Origin of the sequence: Pseudomonas sp. ABC1 (genome assembly GCF_013395055.1) — a bacterium.
GTDB lineage: Bacteria > Pseudomonadota > Gammaproteobacteria > Pseudomonadales > Pseudomonadaceae > Stutzerimonas.
This window is the reverse complement of sequence record NZ_CP058349.1, coordinates 1,502,395-1,519,867: the sequence shown is the minus strand read 5'-3', so window position 1 is coordinate 1,519,867 and position 17,473 is coordinate 1,502,395. Positions and strand designations below refer to the sequence as shown.

The following is a 17,473-nucleotide window of genomic DNA, read 5'->3' as shown; positions in this document are numbered from 1 at the left end:
ACGTTCATGTCCAGTTTGTCTGCCGACGATACCTTTCTGAACTACTACGGGTTCAGCCACGATCCTTTCGCCACGCGCGTTCCGGGGTTCAAGTTCTTCCCGGCCCAACGCAAGCCGGTGCTTGGGCAACTGCACCACCTGGCGCGTTACAGCCAGTTGCTGCTGGTCGTGAGTGGGCCTCAAGGCAGTGGCAAGACGTTGCTGCGCCAGGCCCTGGTGGCCAGTAGCAACAAGCAGACGGTACAGAGCGTGGTGATCACCCCGCAGGGGTCCGCCGACGCGGCCATCGTGCTGCAACAAGTGGCGCAGGCGCTGGGGGCGGAGCGGGCTGATTTCGACAGTGTGCTGGCGCAGATCATCCAGTTGGGGCTGACCGGGCAGGAGGTCTACCTGCTGGTGGATGATGCCGAGCGCCTGACCGGGGCCGCGGTGGAAACGCTACTGCGCCTCGCCGAGGGTAGCCATGAAGGGCGCCCGCATGTGTTCCTGTTCGGTGAGCCGGCGCTGGTGGCGAGGCTGGATGCACTGGTCGATGACCAGGAGCGTTTCCATGTCATTTCCCTGCAGCCCTATGACGAGGACGAAACCCGCGAATACCTGTCCCTGCGCCTGGAAGGTGCAGGGCGTGGCCTCGAGTGCCTCAATGAGCAGCAGATCGAGCGCATTCACGAGATATCCGAAGGCTGGCCGGGTGCGATCAACCAAGTGGCCCGGGATGAGCTGATCGAAGCGATGCAGGCGTCGCGCTCTTCGGGGCGCAAGGGCGGTTGGCTGGCAGCCCTGCCGATCAAGCATGTGGTTGCCGTTCTGGCGATTCTTTTGCTGATCGGGCTGGGCTTTTTGTTCTCCCGAGAGGCCTACGAAGAAAAAAATGCACCAAAAGTGACGAATGGCATGCCCATTAATGGTGCATTTTCGGGCGATGCTTCCGGGGACGGAAAGGACTCCACGGCGATCGAATTCGAAGGGCCGGCCGGCGAGCCACAACCGATCATTCGCGAGCCGCTGGCGGCTTCGGGCGAGGTCGATGAAGATTTTGCGGGTATCGGCCGGGACAACCCGGTGAGCATCCCGACACCAGCACCAGCACCAGCACCAGCACCAGCACCAGCACCAGCACCAGCACCCAGGCCCGCTCCTGCACCCATACCTGCTCCGGCGCCTGTGGTCAAAGCGCCTGTGGTGGCGGAAAAACCCAGGGAAACGCCTGCTCCGGTGCGGCAGATTGTCGCGGAAAAGCCGAAAGCACCTGCCGCGACGGCCTCTAATAGTAGTGGGAACTGGTATGCAAGGCAGAATGGGTCGCATTACCTGATCCAGATCCTGGGGACCGGCAACGAGCGTAATGCCCAGGAGCTGGTGCGCAAGAACGGTGCGAACTACCACTATTTCGTCAAGCAGCACCAGGGTAAGCCGCTGTACGTGGTGACTTATGGCAGTTTTACCAGCCGTGCGGCAGCCGTGGCGGCGATCAAGACGCTGCCGGCCAACCTGCAGGCCGGCAAGCCGTGGCCACGAACCTTCGCCAGTGTCCAGCAGGAAATCAGGTAAAAAAGGCAAAAAACGCCCCAAAAAAGTGCGCAATGCACTGATTTGGGGCTTGCAAAAATAAATTGTCTCGTTCCATGCCGCTTTGTAAACTGCCCTCCCTCTCGCCCTCGTGACCACGGGGCTTCGCTCTGTTCGTCCGGTAAGGGGTTGATTTACAACGTATTTAGCGGGTGGATTAGCTATGAATGCAGGTCTTTTTCGTCCTGAAGAGTTCAAGGATAACTGCGGCTTCGGCCTGATTGCCCACATGCAGGGCGAGGCCAGTCATCACCTGCTACAGACAGCCATTCAGTCGCTGACCTGCATGACCCACCGTGGCGGCATCAACGCCGACGGCAAGACCGGTGACGGTTGCGGTCTGTTGATCCAGAAGCCCGATCTGTTCCTGCGCACCGTCGCCCGTGAAACCTTCGCCGCCGAATTGCCCGAGCGCTATGCCGTGGGCATGGTGTTCCTCAATCAGGATCCGGTGCGTGCCGAAGCCGCTCGCCAGAACATGAACCGCGAAATCCTTGCCGCTGGCCTGCAACTGGTCGGCTGGCGCCAGGTACCCATCGACCCGTCCGTGCTGGGCCGGCTGGCGCTGGAGCGCCTGCCGCAGATCGAGCAGGTCTTCGTCGGTGGCGAAGGGCTGTCCGAGCAGGAGTTCGAGGTCAAGCTGTTCTGCGCACGCCGCCGTTCTTCCGTGGCCAATGCCGAAGACAGCGAGCACTACATCTGCAGCTTTTCCCAGAGCACCATCATCTACAAAGGCCTGATGATGCCGGCCGACCTGGCCGCCTTCTATCCCGACCTGAGCGACGAGCGCCTGCGCACCGCCATCTGCGTGTTCCACCAGCGCTTCTCCACCAACACCCTGCCGAAGTGGCCGCTGGCGCAGCCCTTCCGCTTCCTGGCGCACAACGGTGAAATCAACACCATCACCGGCAACCGCAACTGGGCCCAGGCGCGTCGCCTGAAGTTCGCCAATGGCCGTATTCCCGACCTGCAGGAGCTTGGCCCGCTGGTCAACCGCGTCGGCTCCGACTCGTCGAGCATGGACAACATGCTGGAACTGCTGGTCACCGGTGGCATCGACCTGTTCCGTGGCGTGCGCATGATCATTCCGCCAGCCTGGCAGAACGTCGAGACCATGGACCCGGACCTGCGTGCGTTCTATGAGTACAACTCGATGCACATGGAGGCCTGGGACGGTCCGGCCGGCGTGGTGCTGACCGATGGTCGCCATGCCGTCTGCCTGCTCGACCGCAACGGCCTGCGCCCGGCGCGCTGGGTCACCACCACCAATGGCTACATCACCCTGGCGTCCGAAGTCGGTGTGTGGGACTACGCGCCGGATGAAGTCGTGGCCAAGGGCCGTGTCGGGCCGGGGCAGATCCTCGCCGTGGACACCCAGACCGGCCAGGTGATGCACGCCGAAGATATCGACGAGCGGCTGAAGTCGCAGCACCCCTACAAGAAGTGGCTGCGCCAGCATGCGCTGCGTATCCAGTCGACCCTGAGCGACAACGATCATGGTTCGGCGCTGTACGACCAGGACCAGCTCAAGCAGTACATGAAGATGTTCCAGGTCACCTTCGAAGAGCGTGACCAGGTGCTGCGCGTGCTGGCCGAGCAGGGCCAGGAAGCGGTCGGCTCGATGGGCGACGACACGCCGATGGCCGTGCTCTCGCGTCGCGTCCGCTCGCCTTACGATTACTTCCGCCAGCAGTTCGCGCAGGTCACCAACCCGCCGATCGACCCGCTGCGCGAAGCCATCGTGATGTCCCTGGAGACCTGCCTGGGCGCCGAGAAGAACATCTTCGAAGAGACTGCCGAGCACGCCAACCGCGCGATCCTCAGCACGCCGGTGATCTCGCCGGCCAAGTGGCGCACGATCATGGAGCTGGATCGTCCCGGCTTCGAGCGGCATGTCATCGACCTGAACTACGACCCGGCACTGGGGCTGGAGGCGGCGGTACGCAATATCGCCGACCAGGCCGAGGAAGCCGTGCGTGTCGGCAAGGTGCTGCTGGTCCTGAGCGACCGCGCCATCGAGCCAGGCAAATTGCCGGCGCATGCCTCGCTGGCGGTGGGTGCCGTGCACCACCGCCTGACCGAGAAGGGGCTGCGCTGCGACTGCAACCTGCTGGTCGAGACCGCGACCGTCCGCGATCCGCATCATTTCGCGGTGCTGATCGGTTTCGGTGCGACGGCGGTCTACCCCTACCTGGCCTACGAAGTGCTGGGTGACCTGATCCGTACCGGCGAAGTGCTGGGCGACCTGTATGAAGTGTTCAAGCACTACCGCAAGGGCATTTCCAAGGGACTGCTGAAAATCATCTCGAAGATGGGTATCTCCACCATCACCTCGTACCGTGGCGCCCAGTTGTTCGAGGCCATCGGCCTGTCCGACGAGGTGGTCGAGCTGAGCTTCCGTGGCGTTGCCAGCCGCATCAAGGGGGCACGTTTCGTCGACCTCGAGGCCGAGCAGAAGCTGCTGGCGGCCGAAGCCTGGAACGCACGCAAGGCGATCCAGCAGGGCGGCTTGCTGAAGTTCGTGCACGGCGGTGAATACCACGCCTACAACCCGGACGTGGTCGGCGCCCTGCAAGCGGCCGTGCAGTCCGGCGATTATTCGCTGTTCAAGCAATACACCGCGCTGGTCGACCAGCGTCCGGTGTCCATGGTGCGCGACCTGTTCAAGGTGCGCGAGTCCGAGCAGCCGCTCGGGCTGGACGATGTCGAGCCGCTGGAAGCGATCCTGCAACGCTTCGACTCGGCCGGTATTTCCCTGGGGGCCTTGTCGCCCGAGGCGCACGAGGCGATCGCCGAGGCAATGAACCGCCTGGGTGCCCGCTCCAACTCCGGCGAGGGCGGCGAAGACCCGGCCCGCTACGGCACGCTGCGCAGTTCCAAGATCAAGCAAGTGGCCACCGGCCGCTTCGGCGTCACGCCGGAATACCTGGTCAATGCCGAAGTGCTGCAGATCAAGGTGGCCCAGGGCGCCAAGCCGGGCGAGGGCGGACAACTGCCCGGCGGCAAGGTCAACGGCCTGATCGCCCGCCTGCGCTACGCTGTGCCTGGCGTCACGCTGATTTCGCCGCCGCCGCACCATGACATCTATTCCATCGAGGACCTGGCCCAGCTGATCTTCGACCTCAAGCAGGTCAACCCGAAGGCGCTGGTGTCGGTCAAGCTGGTGGCCGAGCCGGGCGTCGGCACCATCGCCGCCGGCGTGGCCAAGGCCTATGCCGACCTGATCACTGTGTCCGGCTATGACGGCGGTACCGGCGCCTCGCCGCTCACCTCGATCCGTTATGCCGGTTCGCCGTGGGAGCTGGGCCTGGCCGAGACGCACCAGACCCTGCGCGGCAACGACCTGCGCGGCAAGGTCCGGGTGCAGACCGACGGTGGTCTGAAGACCGGTCTGGACGTGGTCAAGGCCGCCATCCTCGGTGCCGAGAGCTTCGGCTTCGGCACCGCGCCGATGATCGCCCTGGGTTGCAAGTACCTGCGCATCTGCCACCTGAACAACTGCGCCACCGGCGTCGCCACGCAGAACGACGAGCTGCGCAAGGACCACTACATCGGCACCGTGGACATGGTGGTGAACTTCTTCACCTTCATCGCCACCGAGACCCGCGAGTGGCTGGCGCGCCTGGGCGTACGCAGCCTGGGCGAGCTGATCGGCCGCACCGACCTGCTGGATATCCTGCCGGGCGAGACCGAGAAACAGGCCCACCTGGACCTGACGCCGTTGCTGGGCAGCGACCATATCCCGGCGGACAAGCCGCAGTTCTGCGAAGTCGACCGCAACCCGCCGTTCGACCAGGCGCTGTTGTCCGAGCGCATGATCGAGCTGGCTCGCGGCGCCATCGAGGCCCGCAGCGGCGGCACCTTCGAACTGGACATCTGCAACTGCGACCGCTCCGTCGGTGCGCGGGTGTCCGGCGAGATCGCCCGCCTGCACGGCAACCAGGGCATGAGCGACGCGCCGATCACCTTCCGCTTCAAGGGCACGGCGGGGCAGAGCTTCGGTGTGTGGAACGCCGGCGGCCTGCACCTCTACCTCGAAGGCGACGCCAACGACTATGTCGGCAAGGGCATGACCGGCGGCAAGCTGGTGATCACCCAGCCCAAGGGCAGTGTCTATGCCAGCCGTGACTCGGCGATCGTCGGCAACACCTGCCTGTACGGTGCCACCGGCGGCAAGCTGTTCGCTGCCGGGACCGCCGGTGAGCGCTTCGCGGTGCGCAACTCCGGTGCCCACACGGTGGTGGAAGGCACTGGCGACCATTGCTGCGAGTACATGACTGGCGGTTTCGTCTGTGTCCTGGGCAAGACCGGTTACAACTTCGGCTCGGGCATGACCGGTGGCTTCGCCTATGTGCTGGATCAGGACAACAGCTTTATCGACCGGGTGAACAACGAGCTGGTGAATATCCAGCGCATCACTGGCGAGGCGATGGAAGCCTATCGGAGCCACCTGGAGTCGGTACTGCGCGAATACGTCGAAGAAACGCAAAGCGCATGGGGCGCCGAGTTGCTGGAAAACCTGGACGACTACTACCGCCGTTTCTGGCTGGTCAAGCCCAAGGCGGCCAACCTGGCCAACCTGCTGTCGAACACCAGGGCCAATCCGCAATAAAGCAGCTCCGAGCCGCAGCCTCGTGCCAGAGGCTGCGGGCTTGCCGAACACCGTGATTGTCTTGCGGCCTGCAGCTGAAGCTTGCCGCCGCTGTTGAGAGGTAACGCCATGACCGAGCGTCTGAATAACGACTTCCAGTTCATCGAGGTCGGCCGCAAGGACCCGAAGAAGAAACTGTTGCGCCATCGCAAGAAGGACTTCGTGGAAATCTACGAACCCTTCAAGCCGCAGCAGGCGTCCGAGCAGGCGCACCGCTGCCTGGGTTGCGGCAACCCGTATTGCGAGTGGAAGTGCCCGGTGCACAACTTCATTCCCAACTGGCTCAAGCTGGTCTCGGAAGGCAACATCCTGGCCGCCGCCGAGCTGAGCCACCAGACCAATACCCTGCCCGAAGTCTGTGGCCGGGTGTGCCCGCAGGATCGCCTGTGCGAGGGCGCCTGCACCCTCAACAGCGGCTTCGGCGCGGTGACCATCGGTTCGGTGGAGAAGTACATCACCGACACCGCCTTCGCCATGGGCTGGCGCCCGGACATGTCCAAGGTCAAGCCGACCGGTAAGCGTGTCGCGGTGATCGGCGCCGGTCCGGCGGGCCTCGGTTGCGCCGATATCCTGGTGCGCAACGGCGTCACACCGGTGGTCTATGACCGCAACCCGGAAATCGGCGGCCTGCTGACCTTCGGCATTCCCGAGTTCAAGCTGGAGAAGACCGTGCTCAGCCACCGCCGTGAAGTCTTCACCGGCATGGGCGTCGAGTTCCGCCTGAACACCGAGATCGGCAAGGACGTTTCCATCGAGCAACTGCTGGCCGAATACGATGCCGTGTTCATGGGCATGGGCACCTACACCTACATGAAAGGCGGTTTCCCCGGCGAAGACCTGCCTGGCGTGCACGATGCACTGGACTTCCTGGTAGCCAACGTCAATCGCAACCTGGGCTTCGAGAAGAGCCCGGAAGACTTCGTCGACATGAAGGGCAAGAATGTCGTGGTGCTGGGCGGTGGCGACACCGCGATGGACTGCAACCGCACCTCGATCCGCCAGGGCGCCGGCAGTGTGACCTGCGCCTACCGCCGCGATGCGGCGAACATGCCGGGTTCGCGCAAGGAAGTGAAGAATGCCAAGGAGGAGGGCGTGAAGTTCCTCTTCAACCGCCAGCCCATCGCCATCGTCGGCGACGGCAAGGTGGAAGGCGTGAAGGTGGTGGAAACCCGTCTGGGCGCAGCGGATGCCCGTGGCCGCCGCAGCCCTGAGCCGATCCCCGGTTCAGAGCAGATCCTGCCGGCCGATGCGGTGGTGATCGCTTTCGGCTTCCGGCCGAGCCCGGCATCCTGGTTCGAAGGCCAGGGTGTCGCGACCGACAGCCAGGGCCGCGTCGTGGCGCCGGCCGAGGGGCAATTCAAGTTCCAGACCGGCAACCCGAAAATCTTCGCTGGTGGCGACATGGTGCGCGGCTCCGACCTGGTGGTGACCGCTATCCATGAAGGCCGCACGGCCGCTGAAGGTATCCTCGACTACCTGGGCGTGTAAGGCCGCCACAGGCTGCAAGCGACAAGCAACGCGTCATCTGCTTGTCGCTTGCAGTCGTTTCAGCGCCCCAGTTTCCGCAACTCATCCGACTCGACGACACGCGCGCCCTGGTCTTCTTCCAGGGCCAGGCGCCAGAGTGCGCGGGCCAGTGCGCAGACTTCGATGCCGTGGTACTTGCCGGGCAGCAGCTGTGACAGCGGACCGGCGAGGCGCTCGGTCAGGCGTGGCTCCAGCCGCGAGCCCAGCAATTGCGACGGGCGGGCGATGGTCAGTTGTGGCCAGCCCTGTTCCAGCAGCGCCGCTTCGGTTTCGCCCTTGATCCGTGTGTAGAACAGCGTGCTGTCGGTACTGGCTCCCAGCGAGCTGATGACCAGCAGGTGACGGACGCCCAGTACCCGTGCGCGTTTTGCGAAGGCCAGCACCAGATCGTGGTCGACGGCGCGGAACGCCTCCTGGCTGCCCGCCTGTTTCAGGGTCGTGCCCAGGCAGCAGAAGGCGATATCGAACTCACCGGACAGCGTCGGCAGCAATTGCGCCAATTCACCGACCGGATTCTGTAGCCGTGGATGGCTGGCCAGGGGCCGGCGGGTGGGCGCGAGTACGTGCTTCACCGTCGGTTCATTGAGCAGGCGGTCGAGCAGGTGCTCGCCGGTCAGGCCGGTTGCGCCGGCCAAGAGGATTCGGCGTGGCGTGGTGGTCATGGCTGTGCTCCTGGTCGTGTCTTGGTTATCAGCCGCCAGCGCTCCAGCACCCGTTCAGGTGCCCAGAGCTGGGGTTCGGATGCTTCGAACCGGTCGGCCTGTTCACGTTCGGCAACGGTGGCGCTGGCCAGTTCGAAGGCTTTTTCCAGATCGTCGGTGCGTTGCAGGGCTTCGGCGAACAGCGCCCGGCCGAAATAGGTGAAGTCGCTTTCCTCCGAACAGCCGAAGGAAACTCGGTCGGCGCGGGCGGCGGTCATGACCAGGGTGTTGTCGTTCTTCAACGGTTCGATGAAACCGCCGGAAAAGCACGCAGAGACCACCACGACCTTGGGGCGATCCGCCAGGGGCTGCAACAGTTCGGCCAGTTCGGTGGCGGGCAGGTCTTCCAGGGCCAGGCGGGGTTGCTCCAGTGCCAGACGGTGGTCGGACGAGCCGTGGCTGGTGAAGTAGAGGAAGATCAGGTCTTCCGGGCCACTGCGTTCGGCCAGGGCCAGGATGGCGCGGCGTAGGTTCTCGCGTGTGGCCAGCGGCCGGTCGGCCAGGTGGTCGCGGTGGTTGACCAGGGTGATCTGGCCGTGGGCGCCGAAGGCGCGGGAGAGCAACTCGCTGACATAGTCGGCTTCGCGCAGGAAGACGCTCTGCTGGCCGTCACCGGCGAAGGCCAGGGTGTAGAGCTCTGGCGCCGGTGTCGAGGCCGGCAGGGCGTCGATGGCCTGTTGCAGCAGCCGTTCCTGCCCAAGCAGGGCCAGCTCCAGCGGGTCGGGCAGGCGCTGGCCCTTGTCATCGCGTACGCGGCGTCCGTTGTTCCAGGTGCCTGCGAGTACCGTGCCGTCGGCCTGGGTCAATGTGCCTTCGCCATGATAGCGCCCTCGGCGGAACTGTCCCTGGTAGTGGCTACCATCGGCGCGTTGCAGGTGGCCCTGGCCATGGTAGCGCCACTGTTTGAATGCGCCGTCGTAGAGACTGCCGTCTTCGTCCGTGTAACGCCCCAGGCCGTGCATCTGGCCATCCTCGAACTCGCCGCTCCAGACCGAGCCGTGCTCGTCCTCATAGCGCCCCTGGCCGCTGAACAGGTCCTGCGCGAAGTGGCCTTCATAGCGTGCGCCGGAGGCCGCCAGGTAGCTGCCTGTGCCGTCGAGGAGCCCGTGCCGGAATGTACCGTTGAGGGTGCCATCGCTGTCGATGCGCATGCCTTCGCCGTTGAGCTGGCCGTCTTCGAACTCACCCTGGTAGATCGTGCCGTCGGCGTATTGCAGAAAGCCTGGTCCGTGGAACAACCCATGGCGGAAGCGGCCCTGGTAATGGCTGCCGTCCGGGTAGTCGAGGCGGCCTTCGCCTTGCAGCAGGCCGTCGGCCAGCGTGCCCTGGTAGCGGCTACCGTCAGGCAGCACGCCGTCGGCGGAGGTCAGTGGGGTGTCATCGCCACAGGCAACCAGCAGGCAGCCGAGCAGCAGGGGAATGAGGGGGCGCATCGAAGGTTTCCGAGTTCAGGTACGCGGCAGTATGCCGCAAAGCGTTGCCGTATGCGGGGTGCGATAGGATGTGGCGCAGATGCGGTCCGCCCCAGCCCTCTCCCGCAGGCGGGAGAGGGGGTAAATAAGGGCTGGCTCGTTGTCGTGAGTGTTTCTGGAGGACTTATGCCAGTGGATTTATCGTCTGTTTTGCCCGTGAGCGCGTTCGACGGTTGGGATGGCAGCACGGCCCAGGCCCGCGAGTTGCAATCGAGCCTGGCGCGGCAGGTGCGGCTGGAGGATGACTTCGCCCCGTTGCGCCGGGTGGCCGGGGTGGATGTCGGTTTCGAAGAGGGCGGTCGTATCACCCGTGCAGCGGCGGTGTTGCTGGATGCCGACAGTCTTCAGGTACTGGCCAGCCGACTGGTGCGGTTGCCGACGAGCATGCCGTATGTGCCTGGGTTGCTGTCGTTCCGCGAGTTGCCGGCGGTGCTTGAAGCGTTACGCGGCCTGCCCGAACTGCCGAACCTGATCTTCTCCGACGGCCATGGCATCGCCCATCCGCGTCGCCTGGGCATCGCTGCGCACCTGGGGGTGGTGACCGGGCTGCCGACCATTGGCGTGGCCAAGAAGATCCTCACCGGTGTGCATGCCGAACTGGGCGAGGAACGTGGTGCACGGGTCGAGCTGTGCGAGCGCAGGAGCGGCGAGGTCATCGGCAGTGTGCTGCGCAGCAAGCTGCGGGTCAGGCCGCTGATCGTCTCGCCGGGCCATCGGGTCAGCCTGGCCAGTGCCCCGGAACTGGTGATGCGCTTCGTCACCCGCTACCGCTTGCCAGAGCCCACGCGCCTGGCGGATCGGCTGGCGTCACGCCGGGACGAGAAATAGGCGCCGAGTTTCATGGGGCAACGGATTCGCCATGCTGTCGCAGCGCCCAGCGCACATGCTCGCGCACCAGTTCGGAGGGGTGTTCCAGGCGCGAGCGCAGTGCCTCCAGCACCGGGATGGTCGAGGGGGCATTGCCCAGTCCCACGGCCAGGTTGCGCAGCCAGCGTTCGTAGCCGGCGCGGCGCAGCGGCGAGCCTTCGGTGCGTGACAGGAACTCTTCCTCGCTCCAGCCGAACAGCTCGCTGAGCCCGGCGTTGTCGAGGCTGTGGCGCGGGGCGAAGTCGCTCTGCTCGGTGGGCCGGGCGAAACGGTTCCACGGGCAGACGATCTGGCAATCGTCGCAGCCGAACACGCGGTTGCCGATCAGGCTGCGCAGTTCCAGCGGGATCGGCCCCTTGAGTTCGATGGTCAGGTAGGAGATGCAACGCCGCGCGTCCAGCATGCGTTCGCCGACGAATGCGCCGGTGGGGCAGGCGACCAGGCAGGCGCTGCACTTGCCGCAGTGTTCGCGCTCGTGAGGATCGTCCACGGGCAGCTCGATATCGACGAACAGCTCGCCGAGGAAGAACCAGCTCCCGGCCTTGCGGTTGAGCAGCAGGGTGTTCTTGCCGATCCAGCCCAGTCCCGCCTGTTGTGCCACGGCCTTCTCCAGTACCGGGGCGCTGTCGACGAAGGCTCGGAAACCCAGCGGGCCGATCTCCGCCTGGATGCGTTCGGCCAACTGTTGCAGGCGTTTGCGAATCAGCTTGTGGTAGTCGCGGCCAAGGGCGTAGCGCGACACGTAGGCTTTCTCCGGCTCTGCCAGGCGTTGCGTCATGCGCGTGTCGCCCGGCAGGTAGTCCATGCGCAGGGAGATCACCCGCAAGGTGCCGGGCACCAGTTCATCAGGCCGGGAACGTTTGCTGCCGTGGGCGGCCATATAGTCCATTTCGCCGTGATAGCCGGCCTCCAGCCAGCGTTGCAGATGCGCTTCATGCTCGGCGAGGTCCAGGCCACTGATGCCGACCTGCTGGAAGCCAAGCTCGCGGCCCCAGTCCTTGATGGAACGGGCGAGGGCGGCGGGGTCGAGAATGGGCGCGGACATCGGAGATTTCGTTGACGGCTGACGGGTATAATTGTCGCATAGCCGCGCCTTGCGGGTCGCGGCCGCGGCGTCATTGCCCCAGGTGGGAGCCCATGCGTCGCTTTTGCCCGATACACCTGTCATGCCGCCCGTTGCGGCCAGTCCTTGAAAGGCTCATTCATGCCACAGAACACCGAACAGATGCCGGCATCCCTCTATCGCGCCGCCCAGGTGCGTGAACTCGATCGCCGCCTGATCGCTGCCGGTACGCCAGGGCTGGTGTTGATGCAGCGTGCCGCCCATGCGGCCTGGCGTGCCCTGCGCCGGCACTGGCCGACGGTCGGGTGCGTGACCGTGCTGACCGGCCAGGGCAACAATGCCGGGGATGGCTACTTGCTCGCGATCCTGGCGCAACGTGCCGGTTGGCGTGTGAAGGTGCTGGCGGTCGGCGATCCTCAGCGCCTGCGGGGCGATGCCGCGTCCGCCGCCGAGGAGGCGCGTGCCGCCGGTGTGGTCTGCCAGGACTGGCGCACCCCGGCGAGCCTGGAAGGCGTGCTGGTGGACGCTCTGTTGGGCACCGGCCTCAGTGGCGACGTACGGGCGCCTTACCGCGAGGCCATCGAAGCGATCAACGCCAGTGGTCTGCCGGTCCTGGCGCTGGACCTGCCCTCCGGGCTGTGTGCCGATACCGGCAGTGTGCTGGGCGTTGCGATCAAGGCCAGTGTGACGGTGAGTTTCATCGGCATGAAGCTCGGCCTGTTGACCGGGGAAGGCCCGGCGCTGGTCGGTGAATGCGTTTTCGATGCTCTCCAGATCGAACCGGCCATCCTCGATCAGGTGCCTGCCGTGGCCCAGCGACTGAGCGCCGCCACGCTGACGCGGTTGCCGGCCCGTTCGCCGACCGCACACAAGGGCCGCTTTGGCCGCTTGCTGGTGCTGGGGGGCGACCGTGGCACGGGTGGTGCCGCGCTGCTCAGTGCCGAGGCGGCGCTGCGTTGTGGCGCCGGCATGGTGACGCTGGCCACGCGCCCCGAACATGTCGCCGCCGCCCTGGTGCGCCGTCCCGAGATAATGGCCACGGGTGTGGATTCCACTTACCGCCTGCATGGGTTGTGCGAGCCAGCGGATGTGCTGGTGGTTGGGCCGGGGCTGGGCGTCGCGCCGTGGGGGCGTGCTTTGCTGAGCCTCGCGGCGTCGCACCCGGTGCCCCAGGTGTGGGATGCCGATGCACTCAATCTGTTGGCCGAAGGGCTGGTGAGCTTGCCGGCCGGTGCGGTGATCACGCCACATCCGGGCGAGGCGGCGCGGTTGCTGGGTTGGGGCATCGATCAGGTCCAGGCCGACCGTCCGCAGGCGGCACTGGCCCTGGCGCAGCGCTACGACTGCGTGGCACTGCTCAAGGGTGCCGGCAGCCTGCTCGCCGATGCCCAGGGGCGTCTGGCCCTGTGCGATCACGGCCACCCCGCCATGGCCGGACCGGGCCTGGGCGACGTGCTGGCAGGTGTGATCGGTGCCCTGCTGGCGCAGGGTCTGTCGCCGTTCGATGCGGCCAGTCTGGCCTGCTGGCTGCATGCGCGGGCCGGCGAGCGGCTGGGGCGCGAAGGCCGTGGCCTGACGGCAGGGGACCTGATCCCGGTTATTCGCCAACTGTTGGAGGAGCATTCGCCATGCCGGAACTGATGCTGCATGCCGAGGACGAAGACGCGATGCTGGCGCTGGGTGCCCGTATCGGCCAGGCCAGCGGTGGGCGGGGGGTGATCTACCTGCACGGCGACCTGGGGGCTGGCAAGACCACACTGTCGCGCGGCCTGCTGCGTGGTTTCGGGCACCAGGGCAAGGTCAAGAGCCCGACCTTCACGCTGGTCGAGCCGTATACGCTGGACGCTGTACAGGTCTACCACTTCGACCTCTACCGGCTGGTCGATCCGGAGGAGCTGGAGTACCTGGGCATCCGCGATTATTTCGCTGCCGACACGCTGTGCCTGGTCGAATGGCCGGAACAGGGCGCCGGCGTTTTGCCAAAGGCGGACCTGGACATTACCATTACGCCCCAAGGGGCCGGCCGCGCGCTGTGCCTGTCGCCGCGCAGCGCACGAGGTGAAGACTGGTGCGCCGTTCTGAGTATCGCGAGTCAATCAACGAAATGAGGTTGGATATGCGCATACGCGCGCTGCTGGGCGGCCTGTTGTTGCTGATGATGACCGTCCAGGCCTGGGCCGATGCCAGTGTGAACGGCGTGCGCCTGTGGCGTGCGCCGGACAATACCCGCTTGGTATTCGACCTGTCGGGTCCGGTGCAGCACACGATTTTCACCCTCGAGGCACCCCATCGGCTGGTCATCGACGTCAAGGGCGCGAGCCTGAAGACCGCGCTGGACGGCATGCCGCTGGAAAACACGCCGATTACCGGGGTGCGTTCGGCCCAGTACGACGCGCAGACCCTGCGGGTCGTCATCGACCTATCATCCCAGGTCTCGCCCAAGAGTTTCTCGCTGCCGCCGAACCAGCAGTATGGCCACCGCCTGGTGGTCGACCTGTTCGATCAGGACGCCGCGCCGCAGCGGCCCGTGGCGCCTCCAGTCGCCACCGCACCGAGCACACCGAACGTGCCGGTCTCGCCGACGCTGCCGCCGAGCAAGCTGCCGGTACTGCCCAGCAGCAAGCGCGACATCGTCGTCGCCATCGACGCCGGGCATGGCGGCGAAGACCCCGGTGCCATCGGTCCGGGACGTATCTTCGAGAAGCATGTGGTGTTGCAGATTTCCAAGGAGCTGCAACGCCAGATCAACGCCGAGAAGGGCTTCCGCGCCGAGCTGGTGCGCACCGGCGACTACTTCATCCCGCTGCGCAAACGCACCGAGATCGCCCGCAAGAAGGGCGCCGACCTGTTCGTTTCCATCCATGCCGACGCCGCGCCACGCGCTGCCGCCTTCGGTGCTTCGGTGTTCGCCCTGTCCGACCGGGGCGCGACTTCGGAGACCGCGCGCTGGCTGGCCGACAGCGAGAACCGCTCGGACCTCATCGGTGGCGCCGGCAACGTCAGCCTGGGCGACAAGGACCAGATGCTCGCGGGCGTGCTGCTCGACCTGTCGATGACCGCCTCGCTGTCCTCCAGCCTGAACGTCGGGCAGAAGGTGCTGAGCAACATGGGCAGCATCACCCCGCTGCACAAGCGGCGTGTGGAGCAAGCCGGCTTCATGGTGCTGAAGTCGCCGGACATTCCGTCGATCCTGGTCGAGACCGGCTTCATCTCCAACCCGTCCGAAGCCAAGAAGTTGCAGACCCGTGCCCACCAGCAGGCACTGGCGCGCTCGATCCATACCGGCGTGCGCCAGTTCTTCCACGAGAACCCGCCACCGGGCACCTACATCGCCTGGATGCGCGACTCCGGCAAGATCGCCAGCGGGCCGCGCGAACATGTGGTGCGCTCCGGCGAGAGCCTGGCGATCCTGGCCCAGCGCTATCAGGTCAGCCTGGCTGCCCTGCGCAGTGCCAATAGCCTGAAAAGCGACACGATCAAGGTGGGTCAGACCCTGAAGATTCCCGCGACCACCCTGGCGGCCCAGCCATGAGCGAACGCCGTCGCATCCAGTTGCTCGACCCGCGCCTGGCCAACCAGATCGCCGCGGGCGAAGTGGTCGAGCGCCCGGCCTCGGTCATCAAGGAACTGCTGGAGAACAGTCTGGATTCCGGTGCCCGTCGCATCGACGTGGACATCGAACAGGGTGGCGTAAAGCTGCTGCGGGTGCGCGACGATGGTTGCGGTATCCCCGAGGATGAGCTGCCGCTGGCCCTGGCCCGGCATGCCACCAGCAAGATTCGTGACCTGGACGAACTGGAGCGGGTGATGAGCCTGGGTTTCCGTGGCGAGGCGCTGGCGTCGATCAGCTCCGTCTCGCGGCTGACCCTGACTTCGCGCACCGCCGACGCCAGCGAAGCCTGGCAGGTGGAAACCGAAGGGCGTGACATGGAGGCGCGGGTGCAACCCGCTGCCCATCCGGTCGGCACCTCGGTGGAAGTGCGCGACCTGTTCTTCAACACCCCGGCGCGGCGCAAGTTCCTGCGCAGCGAGAAGACCGAGTTCGACCACCTGCAGGAAGTCATCAAGCGCCTGGCCCTGGCGCGTTTCGACGTGGCCTTCCACCTGCGCCATAACGGCAAGGTGGTGCAGGCGCTGCATGAAGCGCATGACGATACGGCACGCGCACGGCGGGTGGCGGCGGTGTGCAGCCCGGCCTTCCTGGAGCAGGCGCTGCCGATCGAGATCGAACGCAACGGCTTGCATTTGTGGGGTTGGGTCGGCCTGCCGACCTATTCCCGCAGCCAGGCCGACCTGCAGTATTTCTACGTCAACGGACGCATGGTGCGCGACAAACTGGTGGCCCACGCGGTGCGCCAGGCCTATCGCGACGTGCTGTTCAATGGCCGTCATCCGACCTTCGTGCTGTTTCTCGAAGTCGATCCGGCGGTGGTGGACGTCAACGTCCACCCGACCAAGCATGAAGTGCGCTTCCGTGACAGCCGCATGGTGCATGACTTCCTCTACGGCACCCTGCACCGCGCCCTGGGCGATGTGCGTCCGGAGGATCAGTTGCCGCCAGCCCAGGCCGAAACGCAACCCCGAGCCAGCGGCCTGGAGGCCGGTGAGTTTGCCGGGCAGAACGAGATGAGCCTGGCCGCCAATGTCCTCGAACGTCCACCAGCCGAACCGCAGCCGGCCTGGCGTGGTGCGGGCGCGGGCTACCAGTCCAATTACCCGGCGAAGGGCGCGATGCCGGTCGCCGAGGCCTACCGGGAATACTTCGCGCCACTCGCCGAACCCGCGGCACAGGCGGTGGCCTTGCCCGAGAGCCAGGGCGATATCCCGCCGCTGGGGTATGCCGTCGCCCAGCTCAAGGGCGTCTATATCCTCGCCGAGAACGCCCAGGGCATGGTAGTGGTGGACATGCACGCGGCCCATGAGCGCATCACCTACGAGCGGCTGAAGATCGCCATGGCCAGCGAAGGCTTGCGCGGCCAGCCGCTGCTGGTGCCGGTCAGCATCGCCGTCAGCCAGCGCGAGGCCGACTGCGCCGAGGAACACGCCGAGTGGTTCCAGAAGCTCGGCTTCGAGTTGCAGCGCCTGGGCCCGGAAACCCTGGCGATCCGCCAGATTCCCGCGCTGCTCAAGCAGGCCGAGGCCAACCGGCTGGTGATCGACGTGATCGCCGACCTGATGGAGTACGGCACCAGCGACCGCATCCAGGCGCACCTGAACGAGTTGCTCGGCACCATGGCCTGCCACGGTTCTGTACGCGCCAATCGCCGCCTGACTCTGCCGGAAATGAACGCCCTGCTGCGCGACATGGAAAGCACCGAACGCAGCGGCCAGTGCAACCACGGTCGCCCGACCTGGACGCAGATGAGCATGGATCAGCTCGACAAGCTGTTTATGCGCGGGCAGTGAGGTTGTTTGTGTGATGGGTATCGCTTTGCTCAACCCATCCCTGCACTCATAACGACCTGGAAATCCGTGCACCTGGGTCCCCGCCTGCGCGGGGACGACGGATGGGCATCGGATTCCTCCTGTTTCCCCAACCCCCGTCATTCCCGCGAAGTCCGTAGGATGGGTCGAGGAGCATAGCGACGATACCCATCGGTTCACGATTGAACGTGGGGGGCGA

The 17,473-nt window shown here is 65.6% G+C and carries 11 protein-coding genes; 8 read left to right on the top strand and 3 right to left on the bottom strand.

Going from position 1 to position 17,473, the window contains the following annotated elements; genetic code table 11:
* The first annotated feature begins 6 nt into the window (after window positions 1–6).
* The 3 genes from HW090_RS06670 to HW090_RS06660 all read left to right on the top strand — a co-directional run bounded on the left by HW090_RS06670 (window position 7) and on the right by HW090_RS06660 (window position 7,708).
* Window positions 7–1,551, top strand: coding sequence for an SPOR domain-containing protein (locus HW090_RS06670; protein WP_179112775.1), 1,545 nt, complete (start codon window positions 7–9; stop codon window positions 1,549–1,551).
* 181 nt (window positions 1,552–1,732) lie between these two features.
* Window positions 1,733–6,181: a glutamate synthase large subunit gene (gltB, locus tag HW090_RS06665; RefSeq protein ID WP_179112774.1), complete on the top strand. Its 4,449-nt coding sequence runs from the start codon at window positions 1,733–1,735 to the stop codon at window positions 6,179–6,181.
* A gap of 108 nt (window positions 6,182–6,289) precedes the next feature.
* On the top strand, window positions 6,290–7,708 hold the full coding sequence (locus tag HW090_RS06660; protein ID WP_179112773.1) for an FAD-dependent oxidoreductase: 1,419 nt from the start codon (window positions 6,290–6,292) through the stop codon (window positions 7,706–7,708).
* 59 nt (window positions 7,709–7,767) lie between these two features.
* On the opposite strand, the gene HW090_RS06655 is transcribed toward HW090_RS06660, so the two are convergent.
* Window positions 7,768–8,409: an NAD-dependent epimerase/dehydratase family protein gene (locus tag HW090_RS06655; protein WP_179112772.1), complete on the bottom strand. Its 642-nt coding sequence runs from the start codon at window positions 8,407–8,409 to the stop codon at window positions 7,768–7,770.
* Window positions 8,406–9,881 carry a C13 family peptidase gene (locus HW090_RS06650; protein WP_179112771.1) on the bottom strand — a complete coding sequence of 492 codons (1,476 nt, stop codon included), beginning with the start codon at window positions 9,879–9,881 and terminating at the stop codon, window positions 8,406–8,408. Before HW090_RS06650 ends, HW090_RS06655 begins: the two co-directional genes overlap by 4 nt.
* 165 nt (window positions 9,882–10,046) lie before the next feature.
* Here HW090_RS06650 and nfi point away from each other — a divergent pair, with 165 nt between their 5' ends.
* Window positions 10,047–10,748: a deoxyribonuclease V gene (gene nfi / locus HW090_RS06645; protein ID WP_179112770.1), complete on the top strand. Its 702-nt coding sequence runs from the start codon at window positions 10,047–10,049 to the stop codon at window positions 10,746–10,748.
* Between the two features lie 10 nt (window positions 10,749–10,758).
* On the opposite strand, the gene queG is transcribed toward nfi, so the two are convergent.
* A complete protein-coding gene (gene queG, locus HW090_RS06640; protein WP_179112769.1) occupies window positions 10,759–11,832 on the bottom strand; it encodes a tRNA epoxyqueuosine(34) reductase QueG in 1,074 nt (357 codons plus the stop codon).
* A 159-nt stretch (window positions 11,833–11,991) separates the two neighbouring features.
* On the opposite strand from queG, the gene HW090_RS06635 reads away from it, so the two are divergent.
* Genes HW090_RS06635 through mutL form a run of 4 tightly spaced genes read left to right on the top strand, consistent with a single transcriptional unit; the run spans window position 11,992 to window position 17,256 of the window.
* The gene (locus HW090_RS06635; RefSeq protein WP_179112768.1) at window positions 11,992–13,491 is read left to right on the top strand and encodes an NAD(P)H-hydrate dehydratase; all 1,500 of its coding nucleotides are present in this window, start codon (window positions 11,992–11,994) and stop codon (window positions 13,489–13,491) included.
* Entirely contained in the window at window positions 13,479–13,958 is a 480-nt protein-coding gene (tsaE, locus tag HW090_RS06630; protein WP_179112767.1) for a tRNA (adenosine(37)-N6)-threonylcarbamoyltransferase complex ATPase subunit type 1 TsaE, read from the top strand. Before HW090_RS06635 ends, tsaE begins: the two co-directional genes overlap by 13 nt.
* 8 nt (window positions 13,959–13,966) lie before the next feature.
* Entirely contained in the window at window positions 13,967–15,382 is a 1,416-nt protein-coding gene (locus HW090_RS06625) for an N-acetylmuramoyl-L-alanine amidase (RefSeq protein ID WP_179112766.1), read from the top strand.
* Window positions 15,379–17,256, top strand: coding sequence for a DNA mismatch repair endonuclease MutL (gene mutL, locus HW090_RS06620; RefSeq protein WP_179112765.1), 1,878 nt, complete (start codon window positions 15,379–15,381; stop codon window positions 17,254–17,256). Before HW090_RS06625 ends, mutL begins: the two co-directional genes overlap by 4 nt.
* The last annotated feature ends 217 nt before the right edge of the window (window positions 17,257–17,473 follow it).

What these genes read in the sequence shown, in the direction of transcription:
- gltB (WP_179112774.1), top strand. Translation starts at nt 1,733, where the DNA reads ATGAATGCAGGTCTTTTTCGTCCTGAAGAGTTCAAGGATAACTGCGGC.
- HW090_RS06650 (WP_179112771.1), bottom strand. Translation starts at nt 9,881, where the DNA reads ATGCGCCCCCTCATTCCCCTGCTGCTCGGCTGCCTGCTGGTTGCCTGT.
- HW090_RS06660 (WP_179112773.1), top strand. Translation starts at nt 6,290, where the DNA reads ATGACCGAGCGTCTGAATAACGACTTCCAGTTCATCGAGGTCGGCCGC.
- nfi (WP_179112770.1), top strand. Translation starts at nt 10,047, where the DNA reads ATGCCAGTGGATTTATCGTCTGTTTTGCCCGTGAGCGCGTTCGACGGT.
- tsaE (WP_179112767.1), top strand. Translation starts at nt 13,479, where the DNA reads ATGCCGGAACTGATGCTGCATGCCGAGGACGAAGACGCGATGCTGGCG.
- HW090_RS06670 (WP_179112775.1), top strand. Translation starts at nt 7, where the DNA reads ATGTCCAGTTTGTCTGCCGACGATACCTTTCTGAACTACTACGGGTTC.
- HW090_RS06655 (WP_179112772.1), bottom strand. Translation starts at nt 8,409, where the DNA reads ATGACCACCACGCCACGCCGAATCCTCTTGGCCGGCGCAACCGGCCTG.
- HW090_RS06625 (WP_179112766.1), top strand. Translation starts at nt 13,967, where the DNA reads ATGCGCATACGCGCGCTGCTGGGCGGCCTGTTGTTGCTGATGATGACC.
- mutL (WP_179112765.1), top strand. Translation starts at nt 15,379, where the DNA reads ATGAGCGAACGCCGTCGCATCCAGTTGCTCGACCCGCGCCTGGCCAAC.
- HW090_RS06635 (WP_179112768.1), top strand. Translation starts at nt 11,992, where the DNA reads ATGCCACAGAACACCGAACAGATGCCGGCATCCCTCTATCGCGCCGCC.
- queG (WP_179112769.1), bottom strand. Translation starts at nt 11,832, where the DNA reads ATGTCCGCGCCCATTCTCGACCCCGCCGCCCTCGCCCGTTCCATCAAG.